Origin of the sequence: Hoeflea sp. IMCC20628 (assembly GCF_001011155.1) — a bacterium.
Lineage (GTDB): Bacteria > Pseudomonadota > Alphaproteobacteria > Rhizobiales > Rhizobiaceae > Hoeflea.
This window is the reverse complement of the sequence record NZ_CP011479.1, coordinates 1,900,860-1,921,435: the sequence shown is the minus strand read 5'-3', so window position 1 is coordinate 1,921,435 and position 20,576 is coordinate 1,900,860. Positions and strand designations below refer to the sequence as shown.

Annotated in this window: 18 protein-coding genes and 1 tRNA gene; 7 read left to right on the top strand and 12 right to left on the bottom strand. The window is 55.1% G+C overall.

Translation table 11 applies throughout. The features are described from left to right. The first annotated feature begins 56 nt into the window (after positions 1 to 56). A complete protein-coding gene (locus IMCC20628_RS09040) occupies positions 57 to 296 on the top strand; it encodes a hypothetical protein (RefSeq protein WP_047029948.1) in 240 nt (79 codons plus the stop codon). Between the two features lie 648 nt (positions 297 to 944). Here the strand turns inward: IMCC20628_RS09040 and IMCC20628_RS09035 are convergent. The 3 genes from IMCC20628_RS09035 to IMCC20628_RS09025 all read right to left on the bottom strand — a co-directional run bounded on the left by IMCC20628_RS09035 (position 945) and on the right by IMCC20628_RS09025 (position 4,275). Next, a complete protein-coding gene (locus IMCC20628_RS09035) occupies positions 945 to 1,346 on the bottom strand; it encodes a hypothetical protein (protein WP_047029947.1) in 402 nt (133 codons plus the stop codon). Positions 1,347 to 1,438: 92 nt separating this feature from the next. Then, positions 1,439 to 2,950, bottom strand: coding sequence for a restriction endonuclease (locus IMCC20628_RS09030; RefSeq protein ID WP_047029946.1), 1,512 nt, complete (start codon positions 2,948 to 2,950; stop codon positions 1,439 to 1,441). Between the two features lie 47 nt (positions 2,951 to 2,997). Beyond that, on the bottom strand, positions 2,998 to 4,275 hold the full coding sequence (locus tag IMCC20628_RS09025; RefSeq protein WP_047029005.1) for an IS66 family transposase: 1,278 nt from the start codon (positions 4,273 to 4,275) through the stop codon (positions 2,998 to 3,000). A 1,060-nt stretch (positions 4,276 to 5,335) separates the two neighbouring features. On the opposite strand from IMCC20628_RS09025, the gene IMCC20628_RS25075 reads away from it, so the two are divergent. Continuing rightward, positions 5,336 to 5,536, top strand: a complete 201-nt coding sequence (locus IMCC20628_RS25075) for a hypothetical protein (protein WP_156174453.1) — start codon at positions 5,336 to 5,338, stop codon at positions 5,534 to 5,536. 13 nt (positions 5,537 to 5,549) lie between these two features. Here IMCC20628_RS25075 and IMCC20628_RS25070 read toward each other — a convergent pair whose 3' ends face one another. The 8 genes from IMCC20628_RS25070 to IMCC20628_RS08980 all read right to left on the bottom strand — a co-directional run bounded on the left by IMCC20628_RS25070 (position 5,550) and on the right by IMCC20628_RS08980 (position 12,166). Beyond that, a complete protein-coding gene (locus IMCC20628_RS25070; RefSeq protein ID WP_156174452.1) occupies positions 5,550 to 5,900 on the bottom strand; it encodes a hypothetical protein in 351 nt (116 codons plus the stop codon). Then, entirely contained in the window at positions 5,897 to 6,100 is a 204-nt protein-coding gene (locus IMCC20628_RS09010; RefSeq protein ID WP_047029943.1) for a hypothetical protein, read from the bottom strand. The genes IMCC20628_RS25070 and IMCC20628_RS09010 overlap by 4 nt, the downstream gene beginning before the upstream one ends. 291 nt (positions 6,101 to 6,391) lie before the next feature. Continuing rightward, positions 6,392 to 6,468: transfer RNA gene (locus IMCC20628_RS09005), tRNA-Arg, on the bottom strand. A 34-nt stretch (positions 6,469 to 6,502) separates the two neighbouring features. Continuing rightward, entirely contained in the window at positions 6,503 to 6,808 is a 306-nt protein-coding gene (locus IMCC20628_RS09000) for an ETC complex I subunit (protein WP_047029942.1), read from the bottom strand. 438 nt (positions 6,809 to 7,246) lie between these two features. Next, on the bottom strand, positions 7,247 to 8,674 hold the full coding sequence (locus tag IMCC20628_RS08995) for an FGGY family carbohydrate kinase (protein WP_047029941.1): 1,428 nt from the start codon (positions 8,672 to 8,674) through the stop codon (positions 7,247 to 7,249). Next, positions 8,671 to 9,918 carry an FAD/NAD(P)-binding oxidoreductase gene (locus tag IMCC20628_RS08990; protein ID WP_245307904.1) on the bottom strand — a complete coding sequence of 416 codons (1,248 nt, stop codon included), beginning with the start codon at positions 9,916 to 9,918 and terminating at the stop codon, positions 8,671 to 8,673. Before IMCC20628_RS08990 ends, IMCC20628_RS08995 begins: the two co-directional genes overlap by 4 nt. Beyond that, entirely contained in the window at positions 9,905 to 11,317 is a 1,413-nt protein-coding gene (locus IMCC20628_RS08985) for an NAD(P)/FAD-dependent oxidoreductase (protein WP_245307903.1), read from the bottom strand. Before IMCC20628_RS08985 ends, IMCC20628_RS08990 begins: the two co-directional genes overlap by 14 nt. A 57-nt stretch (positions 11,318 to 11,374) precedes the next feature. Next, positions 11,375 to 12,166, bottom strand: a complete 792-nt coding sequence (locus IMCC20628_RS08980) for a DeoR/GlpR family DNA-binding transcription regulator (protein ID WP_047029939.1) — start codon at positions 12,164 to 12,166, stop codon at positions 11,375 to 11,377. A gap of 279 nt (positions 12,167 to 12,445) precedes the next feature. Between IMCC20628_RS08980 and IMCC20628_RS08975 the strand changes: the two genes are divergently transcribed. The 5 genes from IMCC20628_RS08975 to IMCC20628_RS08955 all read left to right on the top strand — a co-directional run bounded on the left by IMCC20628_RS08975 (position 12,446) and on the right by IMCC20628_RS08955 (position 18,785). Then, the gene (locus tag IMCC20628_RS08975) at positions 12,446 to 14,461 is read left to right on the top strand and encodes an ABC transporter substrate-binding protein (protein WP_082128078.1); all 2,016 of its coding nucleotides are present in this window, start codon (positions 12,446 to 12,448) and stop codon (positions 14,459 to 14,461) included. A 99-nt stretch (positions 14,462 to 14,560) separates the two neighbouring features. Beyond that, positions 14,561 to 15,556, top strand: coding sequence for an ABC transporter permease (locus IMCC20628_RS08970; RefSeq protein WP_047029938.1), 996 nt, complete (start codon positions 14,561 to 14,563; stop codon positions 15,554 to 15,556). A gap of 1 nt (position 15,557) precedes the next feature. After that, positions 15,558 to 16,700, top strand: coding sequence for an ABC transporter permease (locus IMCC20628_RS08965; protein ID WP_245307902.1), 1,143 nt, complete (start codon positions 15,558 to 15,560; stop codon positions 16,698 to 16,700). A 10-nt stretch (positions 16,701 to 16,710) separates the two neighbouring features. Continuing rightward, a complete protein-coding gene (locus IMCC20628_RS08960) occupies positions 16,711 to 17,736 on the top strand; it encodes an ABC transporter ATP-binding protein (RefSeq protein ID WP_047029937.1) in 1,026 nt (341 codons plus the stop codon). Then, positions 17,730 to 18,785 carry an oligopeptide/dipeptide ABC transporter ATP-binding protein gene (locus IMCC20628_RS08955; RefSeq protein ID WP_280949438.1) on the top strand — a complete coding sequence of 352 codons (1,056 nt, stop codon included), beginning with the start codon at positions 17,730 to 17,732 and terminating at the stop codon, positions 18,783 to 18,785. Before IMCC20628_RS08960 ends, IMCC20628_RS08955 begins: the two co-directional genes overlap by 7 nt. On the opposite strand, the gene IMCC20628_RS08950 is transcribed toward IMCC20628_RS08955, so the two are convergent. Further along, entirely contained in the window at positions 18,777 to 20,312 is a 1,536-nt protein-coding gene (locus tag IMCC20628_RS08950) for an alkaline phosphatase family protein (protein ID WP_052766364.1), read from the bottom strand. The two genes, IMCC20628_RS08955 and IMCC20628_RS08950, sit on opposite strands and share 9 nt — an antisense overlap. Positions 20,313 to 20,576: the final 264 nt, after the last annotated feature.

The following is a 20,576-nucleotide window of genomic DNA, read 5'->3' as shown; positions in this document are numbered from 1 at the left end:
ACAAGCGGGGCGTCCGATGCTCGCCGGGCGCTCCGCACCAATTCAAGGAAAACGAAATGACCGCCACTCCAGACCAAGAGCGCAGCGAACACGCGCACGACATCATTGACCTTGCGGTGCTTGATCTTCGCGACCTTGGATATACCGGCGCAGCACCTCACCGGATGCTGGCATGGACCGCATTCGAAGCCATCCGCGCGGAGTCGGGCGCATCCGAGGCGGTGGCCGATCTGACACGGTTGCGGGGGATGCTCGATAAGCACCTTGAAGACTTGGCAGCGGGTGTGCCTCAATGACTTATGCCGACCGCTACAGGGCAGACGATCCCGACCGGCGATTTATCCAGTCGCGCGAATGGCGGGAACGTCTAAGGCCACGCCAGATAAGGCGCGAACCATTGTGCAGGTTCTGCCAGGCGCTCGGCGAAGTCCGAGTTGCGGAACAGGTTGACCACATCACGCGGCCACGCGGCGACCGCTCTTTGCAGCGCGACCCTGACAATCTCCAAAGCCTATGTGCAGAGCACCATGGGGCAAAGTCTTCATGGGAACGAACAAACGAACGCAACGGCACCGATAGGCAGCTTGTGCTTGGCACTACGCGAGACGGGTGGACCCGGATTGTAGCCACGGGGGGGACCGTCAAAAGTCTGGACCCATTCGCTGCTCATCCGACCGCCCCCCTTTACAAAGCTAAACCGTAACAAAAAAGGTTTTCACTGATAAAAGTTGAATGGTTGCTGAGCGGGACTGCCCTCTCCACATTCAACAATTGACCAACTACGTCCGAGATGTGTGCATCAGTGCCGGTTTGCGCGGAGCGGACTTTCGCTGCGGTCTGAACGAAGGTCAGCCTAGCTAGTAATTGCGGGTGCAGAGCTTGGTTGAGAAGGTTGGAAAGCTTGCTTGAAAGTCATCAGTCCAGCTTGGGTAGGCATATGGCCTTCAGCCGTACAACTGTTCCCAAGCAGCAACCTGTTCAATCAAGACGTGCAACATCATCTCATAGTCATCAGGCCACTCCGAAAACGCCTTGGTCTTGATACCTTCAAGAACCTCAGGATTTACCTTTGGGTTCTCATAACCAAAAAAATTTGTAGCAGCATCAATCTGTCCCTCAAGGACATGTAATTGCATCGAAAAGTCATCGGGCCACTCCGAAAGAGACTTGCGCAAACAGGTGTCAACAATCTTGTTTGTCGTGTCCAAATTCTGCTGATAAAGAAACATTTTCTCGGCAGCTTCGGTCTGCTCTTCAATAACGTGGCGCTGCATCTCAAAGTCGTCAGGCCATTCTGTCGCTGCTTTAGATCGTATTATCTGGGAAACTTCTAATGATACGGTCAATTAACTTTCTCCGCGCGCCTGAGTTGCTTAATCAATTTCTTTCGACTTCCAGTGACAAACCTAGACAGTTGCCAGTTTCGTTGAGTCTTGGGCTATGAACCCATTCCCATTTCAGCCCTTGCCGCCTTGATGTCGATCTTGGCCTTGAAACCGTGTTTCTCCAAAAGATGCAGAAGATGGGAACCGGTCATCAGAGTGATCGGCTTATCGGATGCGAATTTGTATGCATCAGGCCCGTAGTCAGCCGTCGTTACAAGAATGCCCTTACTCGCTCCCTCATTCATAGTTGTTCCAAATAGATCGCGTACAGCAGCGACCCCGACAGTGCGGGTGTACCGTTTGGCTTGAATGACGATCTTGCCCCCGGTGATTGGATCAGGATCGAAGGCAACCGCGTCAACGCCGCCATCGCTGCTTGACCGGGTGACTTTCACCTCACCACCTCTTGAAGCAAATTCTTTCTCGAAGAGTTCCCTGACAAGATGCTCAAATTCCTCCCAGTCCATTGCCGCCAAATTCGTCGTTCCATCGGTAGCGACCTGGGAGGCTCTCGCCTCCACGAATCGTTTGTCCGTTTTCTCAAGTTCGATGACTGGCGCAATCGGCGTCAGCCCAACAAGCGAAGCCGCTGAGACGCCTTTCAAGGATTTGAAGCAAGCCCTGGGGTCCACCTGCCCAAGGTTGATTTGCAGGAACTCACCTTTGTTTGTCATGACTGAAAGGATAGTAGCAGTGACTTGCTGACCAGTCGCACGATCAATGGTATCGGCCCAACCGTTGAATGCGATGTTTTCAATGTTGCCAGAGCTATCAGCTTCGAGCAATTCATGGATCGTTCTCAGGCAAATCTGATAGCAGAGATTGTCGTAAAGCGCCTTGCGATCACGTTCGCTTATGTTTGTTTCATTCAACTCTCCCGTTGACGACACGTACCGCACCGATTTCGTTATCGGCAAATCCTCAGGCGCAGGAAGCATGTACTCGACAACAAGTAGCTTGGTTTCCGGGTTGTACTGAATTTCCCATTGCTTCGGCACCGCTTCATCGTGATCAGAGGCTTCAAGAACAATAGAAGCATGTTCCTCAACGGCTTCGGGTTGACCGTTTTGCCAAGCGGACTTGAGCGCATCGACCTTTCCGTTCTCGGCTTCTTGTACCTCAGCAAAAATGCGGGCTTTCTCATCCTGATCGGCGTTCCATTGGTCACGCGCTGCGACCCATTCGGCATGTGTTTTCGCATTCGCTGATTTCACCCGCTCTACTTCGCGAGCGTAATTGGCAACTTGAGCATCGTACTGCGCTTGTAGTTTTCCACGTTGCCCAAAAAGAACCTGAAAGAAACTGATTTTGAGAGGTGGTGGCGGGGTCAGCGTAACCCTTTCTTCTTTGGGCTGCCTCGGATACTTCTCGCGCTCAAACTTGGAGTTGTCTTTTAGAATGTTCCAATCAACCGTGTCGTCAACTGAAAGCGTCTGGCGCAATGTATTTTCCAACCGATCACGCCGGAACTCCGCATTCGTACTCATTTGATCAGCAAGTTCCTTGCCCGATGCCGCCTCTTCCTTGCTTAGATACGCTTCGTACTTTTTGTCCCACTGAGCCATCGTAATTACCCACCCCTGAATTCGTGATTTCCGGTTCTTCTACCGGCCTATGCCAGGACGGATGCGATGACCTGGAAGGGGTTTGCGCCTTTGAGGCGTGCGGTATCGACTGTCGTGCGTATGTTCGCTTCGGCTTGGGCGGCCCACATGGCGCGATATCCGTTTGTCACCTTTCGCTGAATGACCCATGGACGGAGCTTTCGCTCAGATGTGTTGTTGGTGACATCGACTTCTCCGGGATAGTCGCAAAACGTCAGCAGCTGATCGCGGGCCCGCCCGATCTTGGCCTGGAGCTTTTGGGCCAGGTCGCATGAAGTCGGGGCGCATAGAAGCCCGGCAAGCTGTTTATCGAATTTGCGCTTCTTGCTTGCGACGGTAGACGCAGCGAATGTGCTTATGGCTCTGGCGAAATCAAACACACGGCCAAACCAAAGCTGGAAGCGAAGAGGGAGATCATCCTCGCCATGTTCCAGCGCAAAGGCTGTATCACGCGCCAAATGTGCAAGGCAGGTTTGATGTCGATGGCCGTGAGATTGCTGGGCTGAATACCGATCAGATATCCATACCTCGGGGACATGGCCGCCCATGGTCTCGTGAACGACCCGTGCTGCACGGGAGTAATCGGGCTGGTGGACAACGGCATCCTTGCAATGAAAAACCCAGTGTTGGGCATTTGTGCCCTCAATACGCACACCGGTTTCGTCGCTGGCGACAACGCGGGCGGCTCGAAGGCTGGCCTTGGCGGCCTGTGCTGTGGCCTGGAAGCTCGGACGGGAGCGGGCAAACATGTTCATGATCGCGCCCTCGCTCGCATGGAGGCCGAAGATATCCATGAACACACCGCTCAGGCGTTCGTAAGACAATGCATGGAAACTCTTGAGGTAGATCGCCAGCGCGTGAATGCCTGGCCCGAACGGCGTTGCGGTTGCCACGGCAGGTGCGGTGGCTTTTGTCGTCGTGCCGCATTGCGGGCAATGACAGGAAAAACGCCGATGCCGGGTGACATGAGGACGGATCGCAGGAATATCGATCTCGTCATAGGCCCCGGCCAGCACCATCGTATCATCACCGGAAAACGCATGGCCGCATCTCTTGCAGGCGGTCGGTTCATGATCGCGAAACATGTCGGCAAAATCCGCCAGCACCCTATTGTGGGGTTCATGCCCGGGCTTGGCTCCACCCGGTCGTGAGTTGACGCGTTTCTCTTTCTTGTCCGTAGAGGGCGGCTTGGAAGACGTCCGAGAATCCTTGGCAGGCCGTTGGAGCCGAAGCACCATCTCGATCAATTCGTCCTTGCTCAGCTGCTGCAAATCAGTCCGATCCATATCATCATGGATTCAGACATTGTGGTGCATGGCAAGGGGGTGGGTAATTACGAGCCATCAGTGTATCGACCTTATTCTGTAAGATCGAAATCTCAGGGGCGCTCAACTCTTTATGCAGATCAAGAACAACGTGACGAAAATCTATGTAATACCGGAGTATTCGGTCACCCGCCGCGCTAAATTTGGCGCGTAGTTCTCCTGCTTGAACGTTGTGCAGATTTGTCGATTGATATGAAATATTTCCCAATGCGCCGCCTCGCCATCATGTTGCAACCGATACGGTTGCATCAGCCCGTTTTGAAATCAAGAGACCGGTATCGAAAATGAACTACAACCGTACAGCTCGGTTCGCATGGAACCCATAGCCGAAATTCAAGATCGCTTTGCGCTTCAGGTCCATTCAACTGCCGCCGGAATACACCCACTAGCTCATTGGTCTTCTTCTGGTGTCCAAAGATGACACCCGCTATGGGTTCGAAGCGGCTTTTCGCCGCAAAGTTCATGAACGGCAGGTTTGGGCCGCAATTGACCAGCTTACATTGGCAGGTGGCGGGATCAAACAAGGTGACAATTCAAGCCAAACGCTACAACCTCACCTTGATCGCCATTTATCCAACGCGGGCGAATGGCTGTCATTGCCAATCTTAATCTGACTGAGGGTGATTGCAGCGGTTGTGCCACAATCGCGGCACCGGAGACGAGCACCGACATATCGGCGCGTTGGCGGGCATTGGGTTAGGTCAATGTCTCGATGAACCCCACACTCGGGACAATAGCCGGAGAGCTTGTAGCCGTGCCGTAGCAGGTCGGCAAAGGTCGATAGGATGACAGGCTGGTTCTGGTCTTGCACGGGCGATAGTTCTCCAAACGTTCGCCCCTGCATGTGTCTCGCTGATTCAACCCTGTAAGGCAAGCGCCGGTGCGTATGGGCCGGGGGGGAAGGGTCAAATCTCCTCAGGCCCGGATCGCACATCCGACGCCCCTCTAAACAAACCACATCCGCAATTCAGAACATGACCTAGATTGTCAAGTTTACCAGCATATCAGGCGGTACGCGGAATTGATCGAAGCTGCCGAGGTCGAAAATCAGGTGACGCAAAATGCTGCACCTGAAATTGGGTACAAAAAGCCTCCGCAGCAGCAGAAGGGCACAGCCCGCAAGGTGGCCGAGGAAATAGGCGTTAGCGTTGGCTGTGATCAATATCCCAACTTGCGCTTTAGCCGCCAACACCTGAGTTTGAACGCGATCAACAGGATATGAATGGCGAGCCGCGTCATGCTCTTTCATCCGAATAATCGGGAGAAACCAAACGCTGGACCGCTGTCAGCATCCGTATCTGGTCTCGTCGCTGATCCGGCGTCATTGCAAGCAGTGTCTGCCCGAGTGGATCACGCGCTAAAGAAGCGAGATCCTTTTGCCGCATCGCTTCAAGACGAGTATACATATTTGCCATGTAAGCTGCTTCTGACTTGCGCCCTCGATAAACCTGAAAAGCGGTTTCGGTTCCGTCTGGCTCTCGCTCGATCACAGCCCATTGTCGGCGCTTTCTATCTTCGAATAGGACGAATTCCGGCCAGTAGCTTTTGCCGCCATGCGACGGCACAAAGGATACAACGCTGGTCATGCTTCACCGCCGAGTGCAACAAAAACATCACGCGTTGTAATTCCGGTGGTTTCAGCGCTGGTTTTTGCTCTCCTATATGCGTCCCAATTGACATCGATTAGCCGCTGGCAAAGCCCCGGACCCATGACCTGATAAGGTGCGCCACACGCGGTCATTGCTTCAATATGAGCCGCGACGGTTTCATTGCAATTCGAATTCATAGCTTTCTCCCATGGAAAAATTAAGCCAAGGCGGAGCAACGCAATTCGGATTCGTGATATCTGGGGAATCGGTCATCATGAGCCCTGCTATGGCTTGTGGCGGCAAGTGCTCGCTGGACCCTGCAAGGTCCGGCGAGTGCGCCTAGAATGATCTCAATTCCTGAAATTTGCAATGTGCTATTCGGCCTAGTCAGTTAGCCGCGCATTCTGACATGGTGCTGACACGAATCGAAATGAGACAGGTCGGCGATAAGCATCGCCTGAAATATTTTAATATTTTCAAAGAGTTGATGGCGACCCCTGCAGGATTCGAACCTGCGACCGTCGGCTTAGAAGGCCGGTGCTCTATCCAGCTGAGCTAAGGGGCCGGTCTCGTTGTGCCCGAGAAAAACTACGGGAATTTCAATGTGTCCAGGGCATACGGCGATCAAAGCGGAAATTGTCAGCATAGGCCATCCGCCGGCGTTTGCTTTCCTTCGGCTCGATGACCCGGAACGGAATGCCGTTGCGCGTGGCATAGGCCACGGCCAATTCACGAGTCTCGAAAGACATGTGAATCTGGCTCTTCATGTCGCCTGAGGAGGTGTAGCCCATGATCGGGTCAATCGTGCGGGGCTGCTCCGGCTCAAATTCAAGAACCCAATCCTGGGTCTTGGCTGTGCCAGATTGCATGGCCGTCTTCGCGGGACGATAGATTTTCGCAGTCATGCCCCAATTCCCTTTCATGCAAACCTCTGCTTCAAAAAGCAGATTGCGGCGCCTCGATGTGGTGCGCCCAAATTGGTGGACACAGAAAACAGTCAGAGTGGCAGGGTTTCAACCTGAGACCCTCTGGCCCCCAACCACCGACACCTTGCAAAGCAATGGCTTTCTGCTGCCCGATACCTTGTGTACATGCCCGACCGTTCCCGTCAAAACCCGCTAATCCAGTGGCGTGGCTTCAAATGAGAACGCCAGAGCAATGCCCGGACGTCCGTTTAAAGTCAAGCAGCTTTCACCTCTTCAGGGCGCCGCCTTTGGGACGCTTCCTTTTCAAAAATCCGCAGAACTTCCGGGTGTCTATATATGCGCTAGCATCTGATTACCTTGTCTATGGTTTGCTAAGCTGCCGACGGGCCGACACAGCGCTCTGCGCCGCGCGGATTTCTAAGACCATCCTTTTGAGCGATTGACGGCATCGCTGAATTTCTCTTGATAGTCATCCGTAATCAAGGCGGGTCGGTAGAAGCTGTCTTTACCGCACGCCACCTGTTGGTTCAAAGCCGCGCGCTGACCTCCCTTGGCCAGCATCGCGGTGCCATAGGCAGTCAGTTCACCGAGTTCGGGGACCTGCACGTCCCGTTGCAACACGGTCGACAGAAATTGGCAGAAATAGGGATTAGACGCCATGCCGCCATCAATCGACAGGGGGCTGCTGACTGGTGCATAGTCATTCAGTGCGCTGACCACTTCGGCGACGCGCAAAGCGATACCCTCGATCACCGCCTGAACCATATCACGCGGCGTTGTGTCCAGAGACAGCCCGATCCATAGTCCTGCAGCACTTGTGTCCCAATGCGGGCACGCAAGCCCGGTCAATGCCGGAACAAAGACCAGCTTGCGTGTTATTGCTGGCGCCGCATCGAAGTGATTCAGCTCTGAGAAATCACTGAACAACCCGAGGGACCTTGCCCAGTTCAAGGCCGAGCCGGCGCAATGCACTCCACCCTCCAAGGCATAGACCGGAGCCGCGCCATCAAGATGCCAGGCAATGGTTGGCAACAGCCCCTGCCCCGGCGCGCGCAGGCATTCATCTCCGGTCACCATCAACGCAAATGCGCCCGTGCCGAATGTGATTTTGGCATCTCCGCCTTCGGCACAGCCATGGCCGTAGAGCGAGGCCTGCTGATCAACGATACTGGCAGTAATAGGGATCCTCTTTCCGTGGGATTCCACCGTGCCGAAATCTCCGGTTGTCGGAACGATTTGCGGCAGGGCTTGTATCGGCACGCCGAACACCGCGCACAATTCCGGGTCCCATTGCCCGGTCTCCAGGTTCATCAAGCAGGTTCTCGATGCCGTGGTTATATCGGTAACGAACGTCCCGCCAAGCCGATCCAGAAAGAACGCGTCTGTCGTGCCCAGCCGCAGCCGGCCCTTTTTAAGCAATTCCTTGGCTTGCGGAATATTCTGGACAATCCACGCAAGTTTGGAGGCCGAGAAATAGGCACTCAGTGGCAATCCGGTCCGGTCCTGAACCAACGATTGCGCCCCGTTGGCCTTCAGCTCTTCAATTGCCAGATGCGTGCGATTGTCCTGCCAGACAATAACCGGCGAAATGGCTTCCCCCGTGTCTGCATCCCAGGCCAGACAGCTTTCGCCCTGATTGGCAATGCCGATTGCAGAGATGTCGGTGCAGGCTTCAATGCAACTGCGGATGTTTTGGATCAATTCCTCCGGGTCATGTTCCACCCAGCCAGGCTCGGGATAGAATTGCTTGTGCTCGATCACCCTGACAATTCGCGCGGTTCCGCGATCATCAAGCACCATGCCGCGGGTGCTTGTGGTTCCCTGATCAATGGCAAGGACAGTCATTTAAGTTTTTCCGAAAAATGCACTTCGACAGGTTCAGCGCTGCTTGGCAAACCTGGCAGTGGTATCAACACGCGGCGCTCAGGCCTGAAACTGCGCTTGCTGGACCACAGCGTCTTGCCATTATGGCGCAGCGACAACTCGCCTTCAGCCGCCTGGCGAAAGCGCAGTTGAAAGTGATGAACGCCGGCATCTTGGGCGAAGGGCGTGATAGTTTGCGGTGTGATGTATTTCAGCCGGGCGCTTTTCAAGACCACTTTGAGATCTGTGCCGCGTTGTGTCTCCTGCGCCAGGCTCTTGATGATGTGGCCTGCCATCTGCTTGCCTTCGTTCCAGCACCAGCCTGCGGTTTCAACCGGATGCAGCAGATTTCCGACAGCAAAGTAGCAAGGGTCGGAACATTGGCCGTTTTGATCAACAACCGGCCCGCCGCTGGCCAGATCCATCTCCAGATGTCCCATTCGCATCAGACTGGCTTCAGGTGTGAACTGTCCGGTAAACAGCACGCCGTCACAGTCCAAATCCTCAATCGTTCCATCCGGTGTCGTCAGCCGCACACCAGTGACGCGGGTCTTGCCGTGAATTTCCACAAGGCTTGTGTTCAACCGCAACGGCACACCAAACATCATCGGTGCATATCTGAAAACCGAATGCGCCGTCACCCGGCTGCCAGCTTCGATCATGGCGACAGGTTTGATGTCTGCCTTGCGGCATGTCAGCAGAGAGGAAAATGAAACAAGTTCGCTGCCAACAATGACCGGGCGTTTGAAGGGGATCGTATCGTTGAGATAGACCATCGCCTGAAGAGCGCCGGTGGTGGAAATGCCCAGGGGCCGCTGAGCGGATACAAAGCGCGGCGCGCACGGGGTTTCCCGGACGCCGGTGCTCAGCACCACCCGCCTTGCCGTTATCTCGGTGATCCCGTCAGGTGTCGACAGGGTCAGCCGTCCGCCCTCATGGATTTTGACCACAGTCGTATCGGTATGGATTTCGACGCCGCAGCCTTGCGCCCGTTCTGCCAAGGCAGCAGCGTAAACCGGCCCTGTCATAAGCCGCTTGAATTCCCGCAGACCGTAAGGCGGATGCCCGCAGTGCCTCGGGACACCGCCTGCCTGGGATTCGCGTTCGATCACAACGACTGACGCAACGCCAAGCGACTTGAGCTCGGTAGCCGCGGCAAGGCCCGAGGGCCCGGCGCCGACAATCACGACGTCGCAGGTCTTGGGCAGAGAGCTATTCTGCATCATCTTGCACCCCGATGGGCTGGTCAAAGTGTCCAGCTGTGATCTTGCTGAGATGTCCGCTGCAGTAAAACCCCTGGCACCGCCCCATGGTAACGCGTGTTCTGCGTTTGAGCGCTGCCAAACAGGATGCGGCCAAGGGGCCTGACAACGCCGCTTCGACTTCGCGCCTAGTGACAAGTTCACAATGGCAGATGATGCCGCCATTGCCCGGCTTTGCCCAGTCTCGATCGGACTGCTCTGAAATTTGTATCGGGGCTGGCCACGCGGGATTTTCAACCGGCATATGGCTGTTGCCCATGCCGGCATAGTGTTTGAAGACGTATGTTGCGATGCCGAGCGCTCCGCTTAGGCCGGTGGAGCGAATGCCACCGACGCTGATGTAGTTTTTGTCCGGATACGGCCTGATGCAGTAGTCCTGGTTCTGGGTCGCCGGGCGAATGCCCGCATATGTCGCTGTCACTGCATAATTGGCGAGAGCCGGGACGATTCCCTCGCCGGTCTTGCGAAGGAAATTCAGCGACGCCGTGTCGACCGACGTGTCATCTCGGCTTTCCTGTTCGTCAGCAGTCGGCCCAACCAGCAGATTGCCAAAAACGGTTCTGCAGACGACAACACCCTTGGTGGTCTTCGTCGGGACCGGCAGGATGATCGAATTGACAAGCTTGCTTGCCGCCTTGTCGTAAACCAGAAATTGTCCCTTCCGCGGGCGAATGTCGAAATCCGACTTCTGGATCAGGGCGGCGTCAATCCGGTCCCCGTACAATCCGGCGCAATTGATAACGGTCACGGCGATCAGTGGCCCGGCTGACGTTTCAAGCCGCCAGTGGTCTCCGTCAAATTCTCCTGCGAGCACCTCTGTATTCCGGGAAAGCTTTGCGCCATGGGCCATGGCTTGCAGCAAATAGCTGTAAGGCGTTGTCCAGGGATCAATGACATACTCCGTCGGAATTTGAATGCCGCCTGACTGGGCCTCCGACAGATGCGGCTCTCGTTCGGAAATCTGCTTCGAAGTGAGACGTTTTACGCTGGTCACGCCATTTGCGATTGATTTGTCCTGGAGCCCCTCAAGGCGATCGGCTTGTTCTGATGACCAGGCAATGACCAGGGCGCCGGTCTTGAGAACCGGCAGGTTCAGTTTTTCATGGATGTCCATGAATTCCTGATAGCCGGCCGTGACACATTGATGCTCGATGCTGCCAGTGACCTCGTCAAATCCGGTATGCAGAATGGCGCTGTTGCCCTTGCTGGCGCCATCAAGAATGTCGCCGGCTTTTTCGACAACGACAACCTTTGCACCCTCCAGCGCAAAACGCCGCGCCATGGCGCATCCGACAACGCCTGCGCCGATGACAATGACGTCGTGGATCTCGTTTGGCATTGGTATCGATTTCTGGGGGTTCATGTCATCTCGGTTCACAATAAGGCGTCACATCTGTCTGTTGAAGTCCGGATCGAGCCGTCATTCCGCCTTGAAACCTGCGACGATCATTTCGACATTTGCCTGCAAAAGCCTGCTTTCCAGTTCCGGGTGCTGTGCTTCGGTGATGAGGGTGTCGATCGCATCAACCGGCACACTGGAAATGCGCGCTTTCCAATCGATTTTGGCGATATGAACCAATCCGATTGTCCGGGTAGCCTTGACCGACATTCTGGCGGCGACCGCGGCGTCATCCGGGTGCGTGAAACACATTCCATCGGTGAGACTGAATGCATCACAGGATAAAAATGCCAGATCCGCATTGATCTGATTGACGATCGAAATGGCGAAATGACCGCCTGTTGCCAGAGACGTCTGGCGCAGCAACCCTCCCAGCAGACACACGGTAATGTTGGAATTCTTGGCGAGTATTTCGGCGATATTGACGGCCGGAGTCGCGATAAAGATTTCAAGATCGGTCAAGGCGATTTCGCGCGCCAGTTCCAGTATGGTCGAGCCATCATTCAGAAAGACCGTATCTCCTGATTTGATCAGCCCGACGGCAGCTTTGGCTATCGCCTGCTTTTCCGAGACGAATTTGCGCTGGCGGACTGCAAGAGCCTCTTCAGCGGGCCGAAGCGGCCTGATCGATGCGCCGCCATATCCTTTGCTGAGCACGCCTTCCTCATCCAGCGCCTTCAAATCCCTGCGGATCGTCGCCGGAGAGGCATTGAGCAGGCTGGACAATTCAGCGACAGACACAGCTCCGCGCAGGGCAATCTCTTTTCGAAGCGCATGCCGTCTGGTGATCGGGTTTCGTTCTCGCGACCTCATTGATGTCCTCACTCCACGCGGAACAGAAAGCAAAACATCACGAATGCCGTGGCACGCATGGTCATAATTCACAGCCAGGATAATCGTCAATAGTTGCATTGTGTCAATGCTTGCAATCAATAAAAATCACTAAACGTCATAAATATATTATAAAACCGTCATAGACGATCATTAAGGAACATGTTAGCGTGCTGGCAAGTTGCCCTAGTGTGCCTAATTTATCTTTATATCACATATACTTAGCAAAAAATTTCAACTTTCTTGGGAAGGATTATCCGTATGATAGATAAGAAAATGTCAGCGAGCAGCGCTTTGTCTGCTCTAGCACTTGGGGCCGCTTTGCTGGTTTCCACAGGGGGAGCAAGTGCCGGCGAGTGTCCGACAGTTGCCGATCCCCAGGGCATAACAACCGTGTACCCCGAACAGCTCGATCTGTCTGACTATCAAAGGCAGACCGGCGACAAGCTTGTTCTTACGGACAATCCGCTCTTCGCCGACCAGGTCAAATCCGGCGCGCTTCCGTCCGTGGACAAGCGCGTTCCAGAAGACGCACTGGTGTATTTGCCGTACAATGAATGCGGTAAATATGGCGGTATGCTGCGTGGCTTGTCCAAGGCTCTGGAGTCCGGAACATCGGAAATTCTGAGCTGGCGCCAGGTCAATCTGGTGCGGATCAGCGACGATCTCCAGACAATCGTTCCAAATGTCGCCAAGTCATGGGAATGGAACGATGATTTCAGTTCCATCACCATCTCCTTGCGCAAGGGACACAAATGGTCTGACGGAACCCCGTTTACCGCTGACGATGTCGTTTTCTATATCGACGACATCATCAAGAACAAAGACCTTCACCCCACCGTTCCGTCTGTCTGGATGGTCGGTGGTGAGCCGGTTGAAGTGACAAAAGTCGACACCGAGACATTCCGCTTCGATTTCGCGGCGCCCTATCCGGGTCTGCTGCACTTCCTGGCGACAGGTGGCTCCTACTTTGCCGCCTATGCGCCAAAACACCACTATATGCCCTATCTGCTCAAATATAATCCCAAGGCTGATGAAGAAGCCAAGGCAGCAGGCGCAGAAGGCTGGGTTCAGCAGTTTGGCCTGATCTGGCACAAGTGGAAGGACGCAGAAAACATCACGGCGCATGCCCTGACGCGTCCCACACTGGAAAGCCACGTCATCGAGCTTGAAACCGATACGCAGCGTCGTCAGTACGTTGCCAATCCGTATTATTTCAAGGTTGATTCATCCGGTCAGCAACTGCCCTACATCGACCGCCAGCATGAGCGTTTCCTCGACCAGGAACTGTTCATTCTTTCCACACTGAACGGTGAAGTCGACGTCAAGACCCAGACGCTGTCGCTGGGCAACTTTCCTGTCATCAAGGAAGGCGAAGCCAAGGGCGACTATGTAGTTCATCGTCCATCCGGAGCCTACGGACCCTATATCGTTTTCAATCAGACGATCATGGATCCAAGCCTTCGGGCGGTTTACAGCGACGTGCGCTTCCGCAAAGCCATGTCCTTGGCGATCGACCGCAATGAACTCAATGAAGTCCTATGGTTTGGCCTCGGCAAGCCGGAACAGGCAGTGCCAATCGGTGTGCCATTCGTCACCGATGAAGATCGCAACTATCTGATCGAACACGACCCTGCTGCTGCTGGTGCCCTGCTTGATGAAATGGGCATGGAAATGGGGACTGATGGCATCCGAACCGGACCCGACGGCAAGCCTTTCACCCTGCTGTGGGAATACACGGCGCAGCACAACTCTTCCGAGTTTGCGACCCTTGTATCTGACTATTGGAAAAAGGTCGGCATCAATGTCACCGTCAAGGAAGTCACCACCCAGTTGATGCGCGAGAAAGCCACTGCGAGCACCTCCGACATCAACATGGAATGGGACGTCCCATACGAGCCGACGATGATCAGTCAGATCGACGTCTACATCCCGCCCTACAGCGACATTGGACCGTTGGTTGGTGTTCCTTGGCGGGATTGGGTTGCCACAGACGGCGCATCGGGCGAAGAGCCGCCAGCATGGGCCAAGCGTCTTTTCGAACTGGCCGACGTATGGAAGACCGTTCTTCCTGGCAGCGACCGTTACCTGGAAATCGGCACTGAAATGGTCAAGATCAACCTTGAGAACATGGTGATCATCGGAACCATGGGCGCCCTTCCCCGGCCGCTTGTTGTGTCAAACAAACTGACCAACATTCCCGAGGCGTGGAACGTCAGCCACTTCAATTATGGCTACGACTACCCATACCGTGCGGACCAGTGGTCCTTTAAATAGGGCAGATCAAAAGGCCGGAGGCAGCGCTGCCTCCGGCCATTTTTTTAAACGCGGTTCAATGACGACGGCGCTCTTTAGAGCGGTAGCTGGGAACGTTTGATGATAAGATTCGTTGTAGGCCGTTTCATCTATATGATTTTGACGATGGCGGCCGTTTCCATGGTTGCTTTCGTGCTCATCCAGCTCCCGCCAGGTGATTTCGCCGATTCCTATGCCAACAAGCGGCAGCAGGCCGGCGCTCCGGTCACCGTTCAGGAACTCGATGACATGCGCCATCAGTTGGGCTTGGATCGGCCCTGGTATATCCAGTACGGCACATGGGTCACCAAAATCGTCACTGAAGGAGATATGGGATATTCCTGGGAGTGGAGACGCCCGGTGGCCGACGTCATTGGAGAACGGCTTCCGCTGACACTGGCATTGGCATTCTCGACACTCGTTTTCATGTACGTGGTCGCCATTCCCATAGGCATCTATTCAGCGGTCCGACAATATTCCCTCACCGATCATGTTTTCTCCACCGTTGGCTATGTCGGGCTCGCGACCCCGAATTTCCTGCTCGCGCTCATTCTCATGTTCTTGGGCCAAAAGTATTTCGGCCAGAGTGTTGGCGGGCTGTTCTCGCCAGAATACCAGGACGCGCCGTGGAGTTGGGGCCGCGTGGTCAATCTCATGGAGCATTTGTGGATCCCGGTCATCGTACTTGGTACCTCAGGCACGGCTTACCTGATCCGCACCGTGCGAGCCTCGACGCTCGACGAACTCGACAAGATGTATGTCATGGCCGCGCGCGCCGGCGGGCTTTCCCCGATGCGCTTGCTGCTGAAATATCCGGTCAGGATGGCGCTCAATCCAATTGTGGCAACTATCGGCTGGCGGCTGACTTTCGTGATTTCAGGCGCACCCATTGTCGGCGTTGTGATGTCGCTGCCAGACACCGGCCCGCTGTTCCTCCAGTCGCTGCTCAACCAGGATATGTACCTCGCCGGCGGCATGGTTTTGATATTCTGCGCTTTCACGATCATCGGAACATTCATCTCCGACATCCTGTTGATCCTTGTGGATCCACGCATCCGAATGCAGGGGAATTCCTAAGATGAATGCATCCGTAAAAATGCCTGCCGATGTGGCAGCGCCAAAACGCAAAAAGCGCAGCCGTCGCCCGGAAATGGCGACCCAGTGGCAACTGATGTGGTGGAAGTTCAAGAAACACCACATGGCCCTGGTTGGTATGGTCATGCTGTCGCTGCTGGTCTTGTCAGCGGTGTTTGCCGAGATTCTCAGCCCGGTCGTCCCTTCCGATCGCAACAATCAATATCTGGCCAGCCCGCCGATGGGCATTCACTTCTTCGATGCGGAGTGGAACTTTCATCCGCGTCCCTTTGTCTATGCCCGCACCACAAAGAATGATCCGGAAACCCTTCGAAAGATATCTGTTGTCGATGAAACGACCCGCTGGCCTATCGAGTTTTTTGTCAAAGGCAGCACTTACCGGTTCTGGGGATTGTTTGAAACCGATCGGCACCTTTTTGGCGCCGGGGATGGGTTTGTCCATCTGTTTGGCACCGACACCCTTGGCCGGGACGTGTTTTCACGCACCCTCTACGCCACCAGGATTTCTCTTTCGGTCGGGCTGGTCGGCGTCACATTCGCCTTCATTCTTGGAGCGATCATCGGCGGTGTCGCGGGATATTTCGGCGGCATAGTCGATAATCTGATCATGCGCCTTATCGAATTCATTCGCTCGATTCCCACCCTGCCACTCTGGCTTGCTTTAAGTGCTGCCCTGCCCAGGGACTGGAGTTCCTTGCAGGTCTATGTGGCAATTACCGTCATCCTTGCCATGGTCGGCTGGACACATCTGGCGCGAACGGTCCGCAGCAAACTGCTGGCGCTGCGCGAAGAAGATTTTACCGTCGCGGCCCGATTATCAGGCTGTACCGACGCGCGCATCATCCTGCGCCATCTCTTGCCGTCATTCATGAGCTACATGATCGTCGACGTGACCATCGCATTCCCCGAAATTCTTCTTGCAGAAACCTCTCTGAGTTTCCTTGGCCTGGGTCTGCGCGAACCGGCAGAAAGCTGGGGTGTGCTGCTCTATTCGGCGCAAAACGTCCGCGCCATATCGCACATGCCATGGCTGCTGATACCGGGGTTGTTCATCGTTGTCGCGGTTCTCGCCTTTAACTTCGTCGGTGATGGCATGCGTGACGCTGCCGACCCGTACTCCAAATAGGGTTTTGAGCATGAAAAGCGATGTACTGCTCGAAGTCCGGGATCTCCATGTCACCCTCGATTTTGACGGGGACGATATTCCCGTTGTTCAGGGGATTGATTTTGAACTGTCGGCTGGAAAAGTGCTGGCGCTGGTCGGTGAATCCGGCTGTGGAAAAAGCATCACCTCACAATCCCTGCTGCGCCTGTTGCCACGGGAACTGAGAATCAGCTCCGGCGAAATCAACTTTCGCCCGAGTGCGGATCAAACGCCGATCAACATCGTGCGGCTTTCCAAGGACGGCAAGGAAATCCGCAACATTCGCGGCAACCAGATGTCGATGATCTTTCAGGAGCCGATGAGTTCGTTTTCCCTGATCCACAAGATTGGCGACCAGATCGGCGAAGTCATCCGGCTTCATCTCAAGCTGTCAAAGGCAGAGACTCGGGCACGGGTCATCGAACTGCTCGACAAGGTGGGAATTCCCGATCCGGAACGGGCCGTGGACCAGTACCCGCACTCTTTCTCCGGCGGGATGCGGCAACGGGCAATGATCGCCAAGGCGCTGGCCTGCAATCCGTCGGTGCTCATTGCCGACGAACCAACCACGGCTCTTGATGTGACCATTCAGGCCCAGATCCTCGAGATCATGCGCAGCCTCAAGGACGAGTCCGGCATGGCGATGATTTTCATCACCCATGACCTCGGGGTCGTCGCCCAGATCGCCGATGAAGTCGCCATCATGTATATGGGCAAGATTGCCGAGAAAGGCCCTGTCAAAGAGATCTTCGACAATCCGCAGCATCCCTATACAGTCAGCCTTCTCAGCGCCATTCCGCGGCTCGGTGATCTGCGCGACAGGCGCAAGCTGACATCGATTGCAGGCTCCGTTCCAAGCCTGTTCGAGCGCCCCGGCGGTTGTGCTTTTCACCCCAGATGCGAGTCCTTCATTCCCGGGCGGTGCGACACTCAGGTCCCAAGTTCAAGCGTGATATCCCCTCAGCATGAAGTTCACTGTTTCCTTCATGAAGCTGCGGATGTGGAGACTGCATCATGAGCCGGCTTCTCAGAATTACCGATGTCAAAGTCCACTTTCCGGTTGGTGACAAGGATTTCCTCGGTCGGCAGCACAGTTTTGTGAAGGCCGTAGACGGAGTGAGCTTTGATATCGAGCGCGGAGAAACCCTCGGCCTGGTCGGCGAAAGCGGATCTGGCAAAACAACCCTTGGCCGAGCCATTTTGCGGGCGCTTGAGCCAAGCAGCGGCGAGATCGTCTATGAGCAGGACGGCAAGAGCATTGATATCATGGGACTCAACCGCCGCGGCTTGAGGGAGGTCTGGCGCAACATGCAAATGATCTTCCAGGACCCTTACGCCTCGCTCAACCCCCGCATGACCGTGCGCGACATCATCAGCGAACCATTGATCGCCAACAAGCTTGCCAAGGGAAAAGACCTCAATGACCGGGTTGTCGACATGGCGGGTCGATGCGGCCTCAACATCCATCATCTGAGCCGTTTTCCCCACGCCTTCAGCGGCGGCCAGAGGCAACGCATTGCCATCGCCCGTGCCCTGGTCCTGCATCCCGAGTTTATCGTCTGTGATGAGGCCGTGTCGGCGCTCGATGTCTCGATTCAGGCTCAAATTCTCAACCTGCTCAAGGATCTGCAGGTACAGTTGAACCTGACCTATTTGTTCATCGCGCACGACCTCGCAGCCGTCGCCTATGCCTGTGACCGGGTTGCCGTGATGTATCTGGGGCAAGTTGTCGAGATTGCCGCCACAGAAGACCTCTATTACGCGCCCCAGCATCCCTATACCGAAGCCCTGATGTCGGCGATTCCCGAAGCCGACCCGTCACAGGTGATGAAACCGGTGTTTTTGACAGGTGAGCGCCCAAGCCCGACAAATCCGCCGGCGGGATGCCGCTTTCATACGCGCTGTCAATACGCCACACAGGCTTGCCAGACCCAGGTACCGCCTCTGCGAGAAATCAAGAAAGGCCACTTTGTCGCCTGTCTTCATGCCGAAGAATTGACGCTCAAGGGCGCGCTCGAACACGGCAAGAACAGGACAGAAACTTCAGAGGACAAAGTCCTATCTTGATCTCATGCCCTGCTCGACAGCACCATCGCTCTTGAGGTGATAATCAGTCAGGGCCGGCGCGTTGTGCTCCACCCGCCAGCGCAACATTTTTGAAGCAAATTCAAGCATGACGCCGTGATATTTGGGGTTTTCTGCGAGGTTTTCGAATTCGTTCGGATCTACTTTCAGATCAAACAGAAGCGGTGGCAGCGTCGCGAAATGAATGTATTTGTAGCGCGGCCCCCGGACAATCGTGGCCAGACATTGCTTCATTTCCAGTCCCAGTGGCGGCTTGCCTTTGCCGTCATAGGGGCTGCGGATATCAAACTCCATATGCGCCTCTTCCCGCCAGTCAGCGGGCTGCCCTCCTCTGCAAAATGGCAGCAACGACCTGCCGTCACATTGGGCTGGAACGTCAAGTCCCAGAACGTCGAGAAGGGTCGGCATGATGTCGATGCTTTCCGTCGGCAGCTCGACAACGCTCCCACGGGCTTTGTCCGCTATTGAAGACGGGTCACGGATGACCAGCGGAACGTGGAACGACTGATCGAAATAGGTGTATTTGGCAAAGGCCCAATGATCACCAAGGTTTTCGCCATGGTCTGAAGTGAAGATCACAAGCGTGTTGTCATAGGTTCCGGCAGCCTTGAGATGCTCAATCAGCCGCCCGACTTGCGCATCAACTTCTGAAATCATGCCAAAATAGGTGGCCTTGACCTGACGGAGCTCCTGATCAGACAGGCCGAGATTGTCACTTGATTCCGAGCCGACCGTCAAAGCTGTTCCGCGTTGATTGGTAACGTAATGCTCAAGCCAGGGATGCTGGGCGATCTCGTCCTTCATCGTCGCTCGACGCACCGGCATCGGCATGTCGTGTTCATCATACATGCTGTTATAGGGCTCAGGCGCGATGAACGGCGGGTGTGGCGCCAGGAAGGACACATGTGCAAACCACTTTTCGTCTCCCTGTGCGGCGATGTATTTGATCGCCTCATCAACCAGATACGCAGTGTTGCTGTCCTCGGCTGAATAGACCGGCGCGGCATATGTCTTGCCCTTGCTTTCTGCGCCCGGGTAATCCTTTTGAGGCGACATCACCGCGTCAACTCCGCCGGAGACGTCGTAGCCTTTTTGCTTCAGGTCATCGAGCCACGGGGCTGCATCACTGAGCAGCTTGCAAATCGGATCCATGCCCGGCAACACGCCCTCATAGCCATCGACAATCTCCTGGGACCGTGGGTCGAGGCTGACATCGGTGTAGCCAAAAAGCGCCGGTTCATACCCCTTTTTTCGGGCTTCCAACGCCAGATTTGTGTGGCGCGCATCCAGTGGCGTTCCGTTCAGCACGGAGCCGTGATTGTGCAGATACATGCCCGTGTACAAACTTGCCCGCGCCGGACCACAAGGCACCGCCTGGCCGAAATTATTCTTGAAAATCACACCATCAGCAGCCAGCCGGTCAATGTTGGGCGTCTTGACTAGGGGATGGCCCAAAGCGGAAATGCAATCGCCGCGCCATTGATCTGCGGTGATGAAAAGAATGTTCAAATGATGTGCCTTTTCAATTCTGAATAGTGTGATTTTTGGCTAATGTTCACAACACTAAACACCAATCTGGCCGATTTGCCATAGCGCAATCGAAGAAATCAGGCGGCCTTCTGGAACCAAGCCGGTTTGTCATATCGGCGACTGCCAACCCGGCTTGTGCCGCAAATAATGGCAAGTCGCATTGCCGACTTGATGCGGTCGGCTGGCAGAGGAATCCCGCGTCAGGGCGAGCACGGCAATCAGCCCTTGGCCAAGGTCCAGACA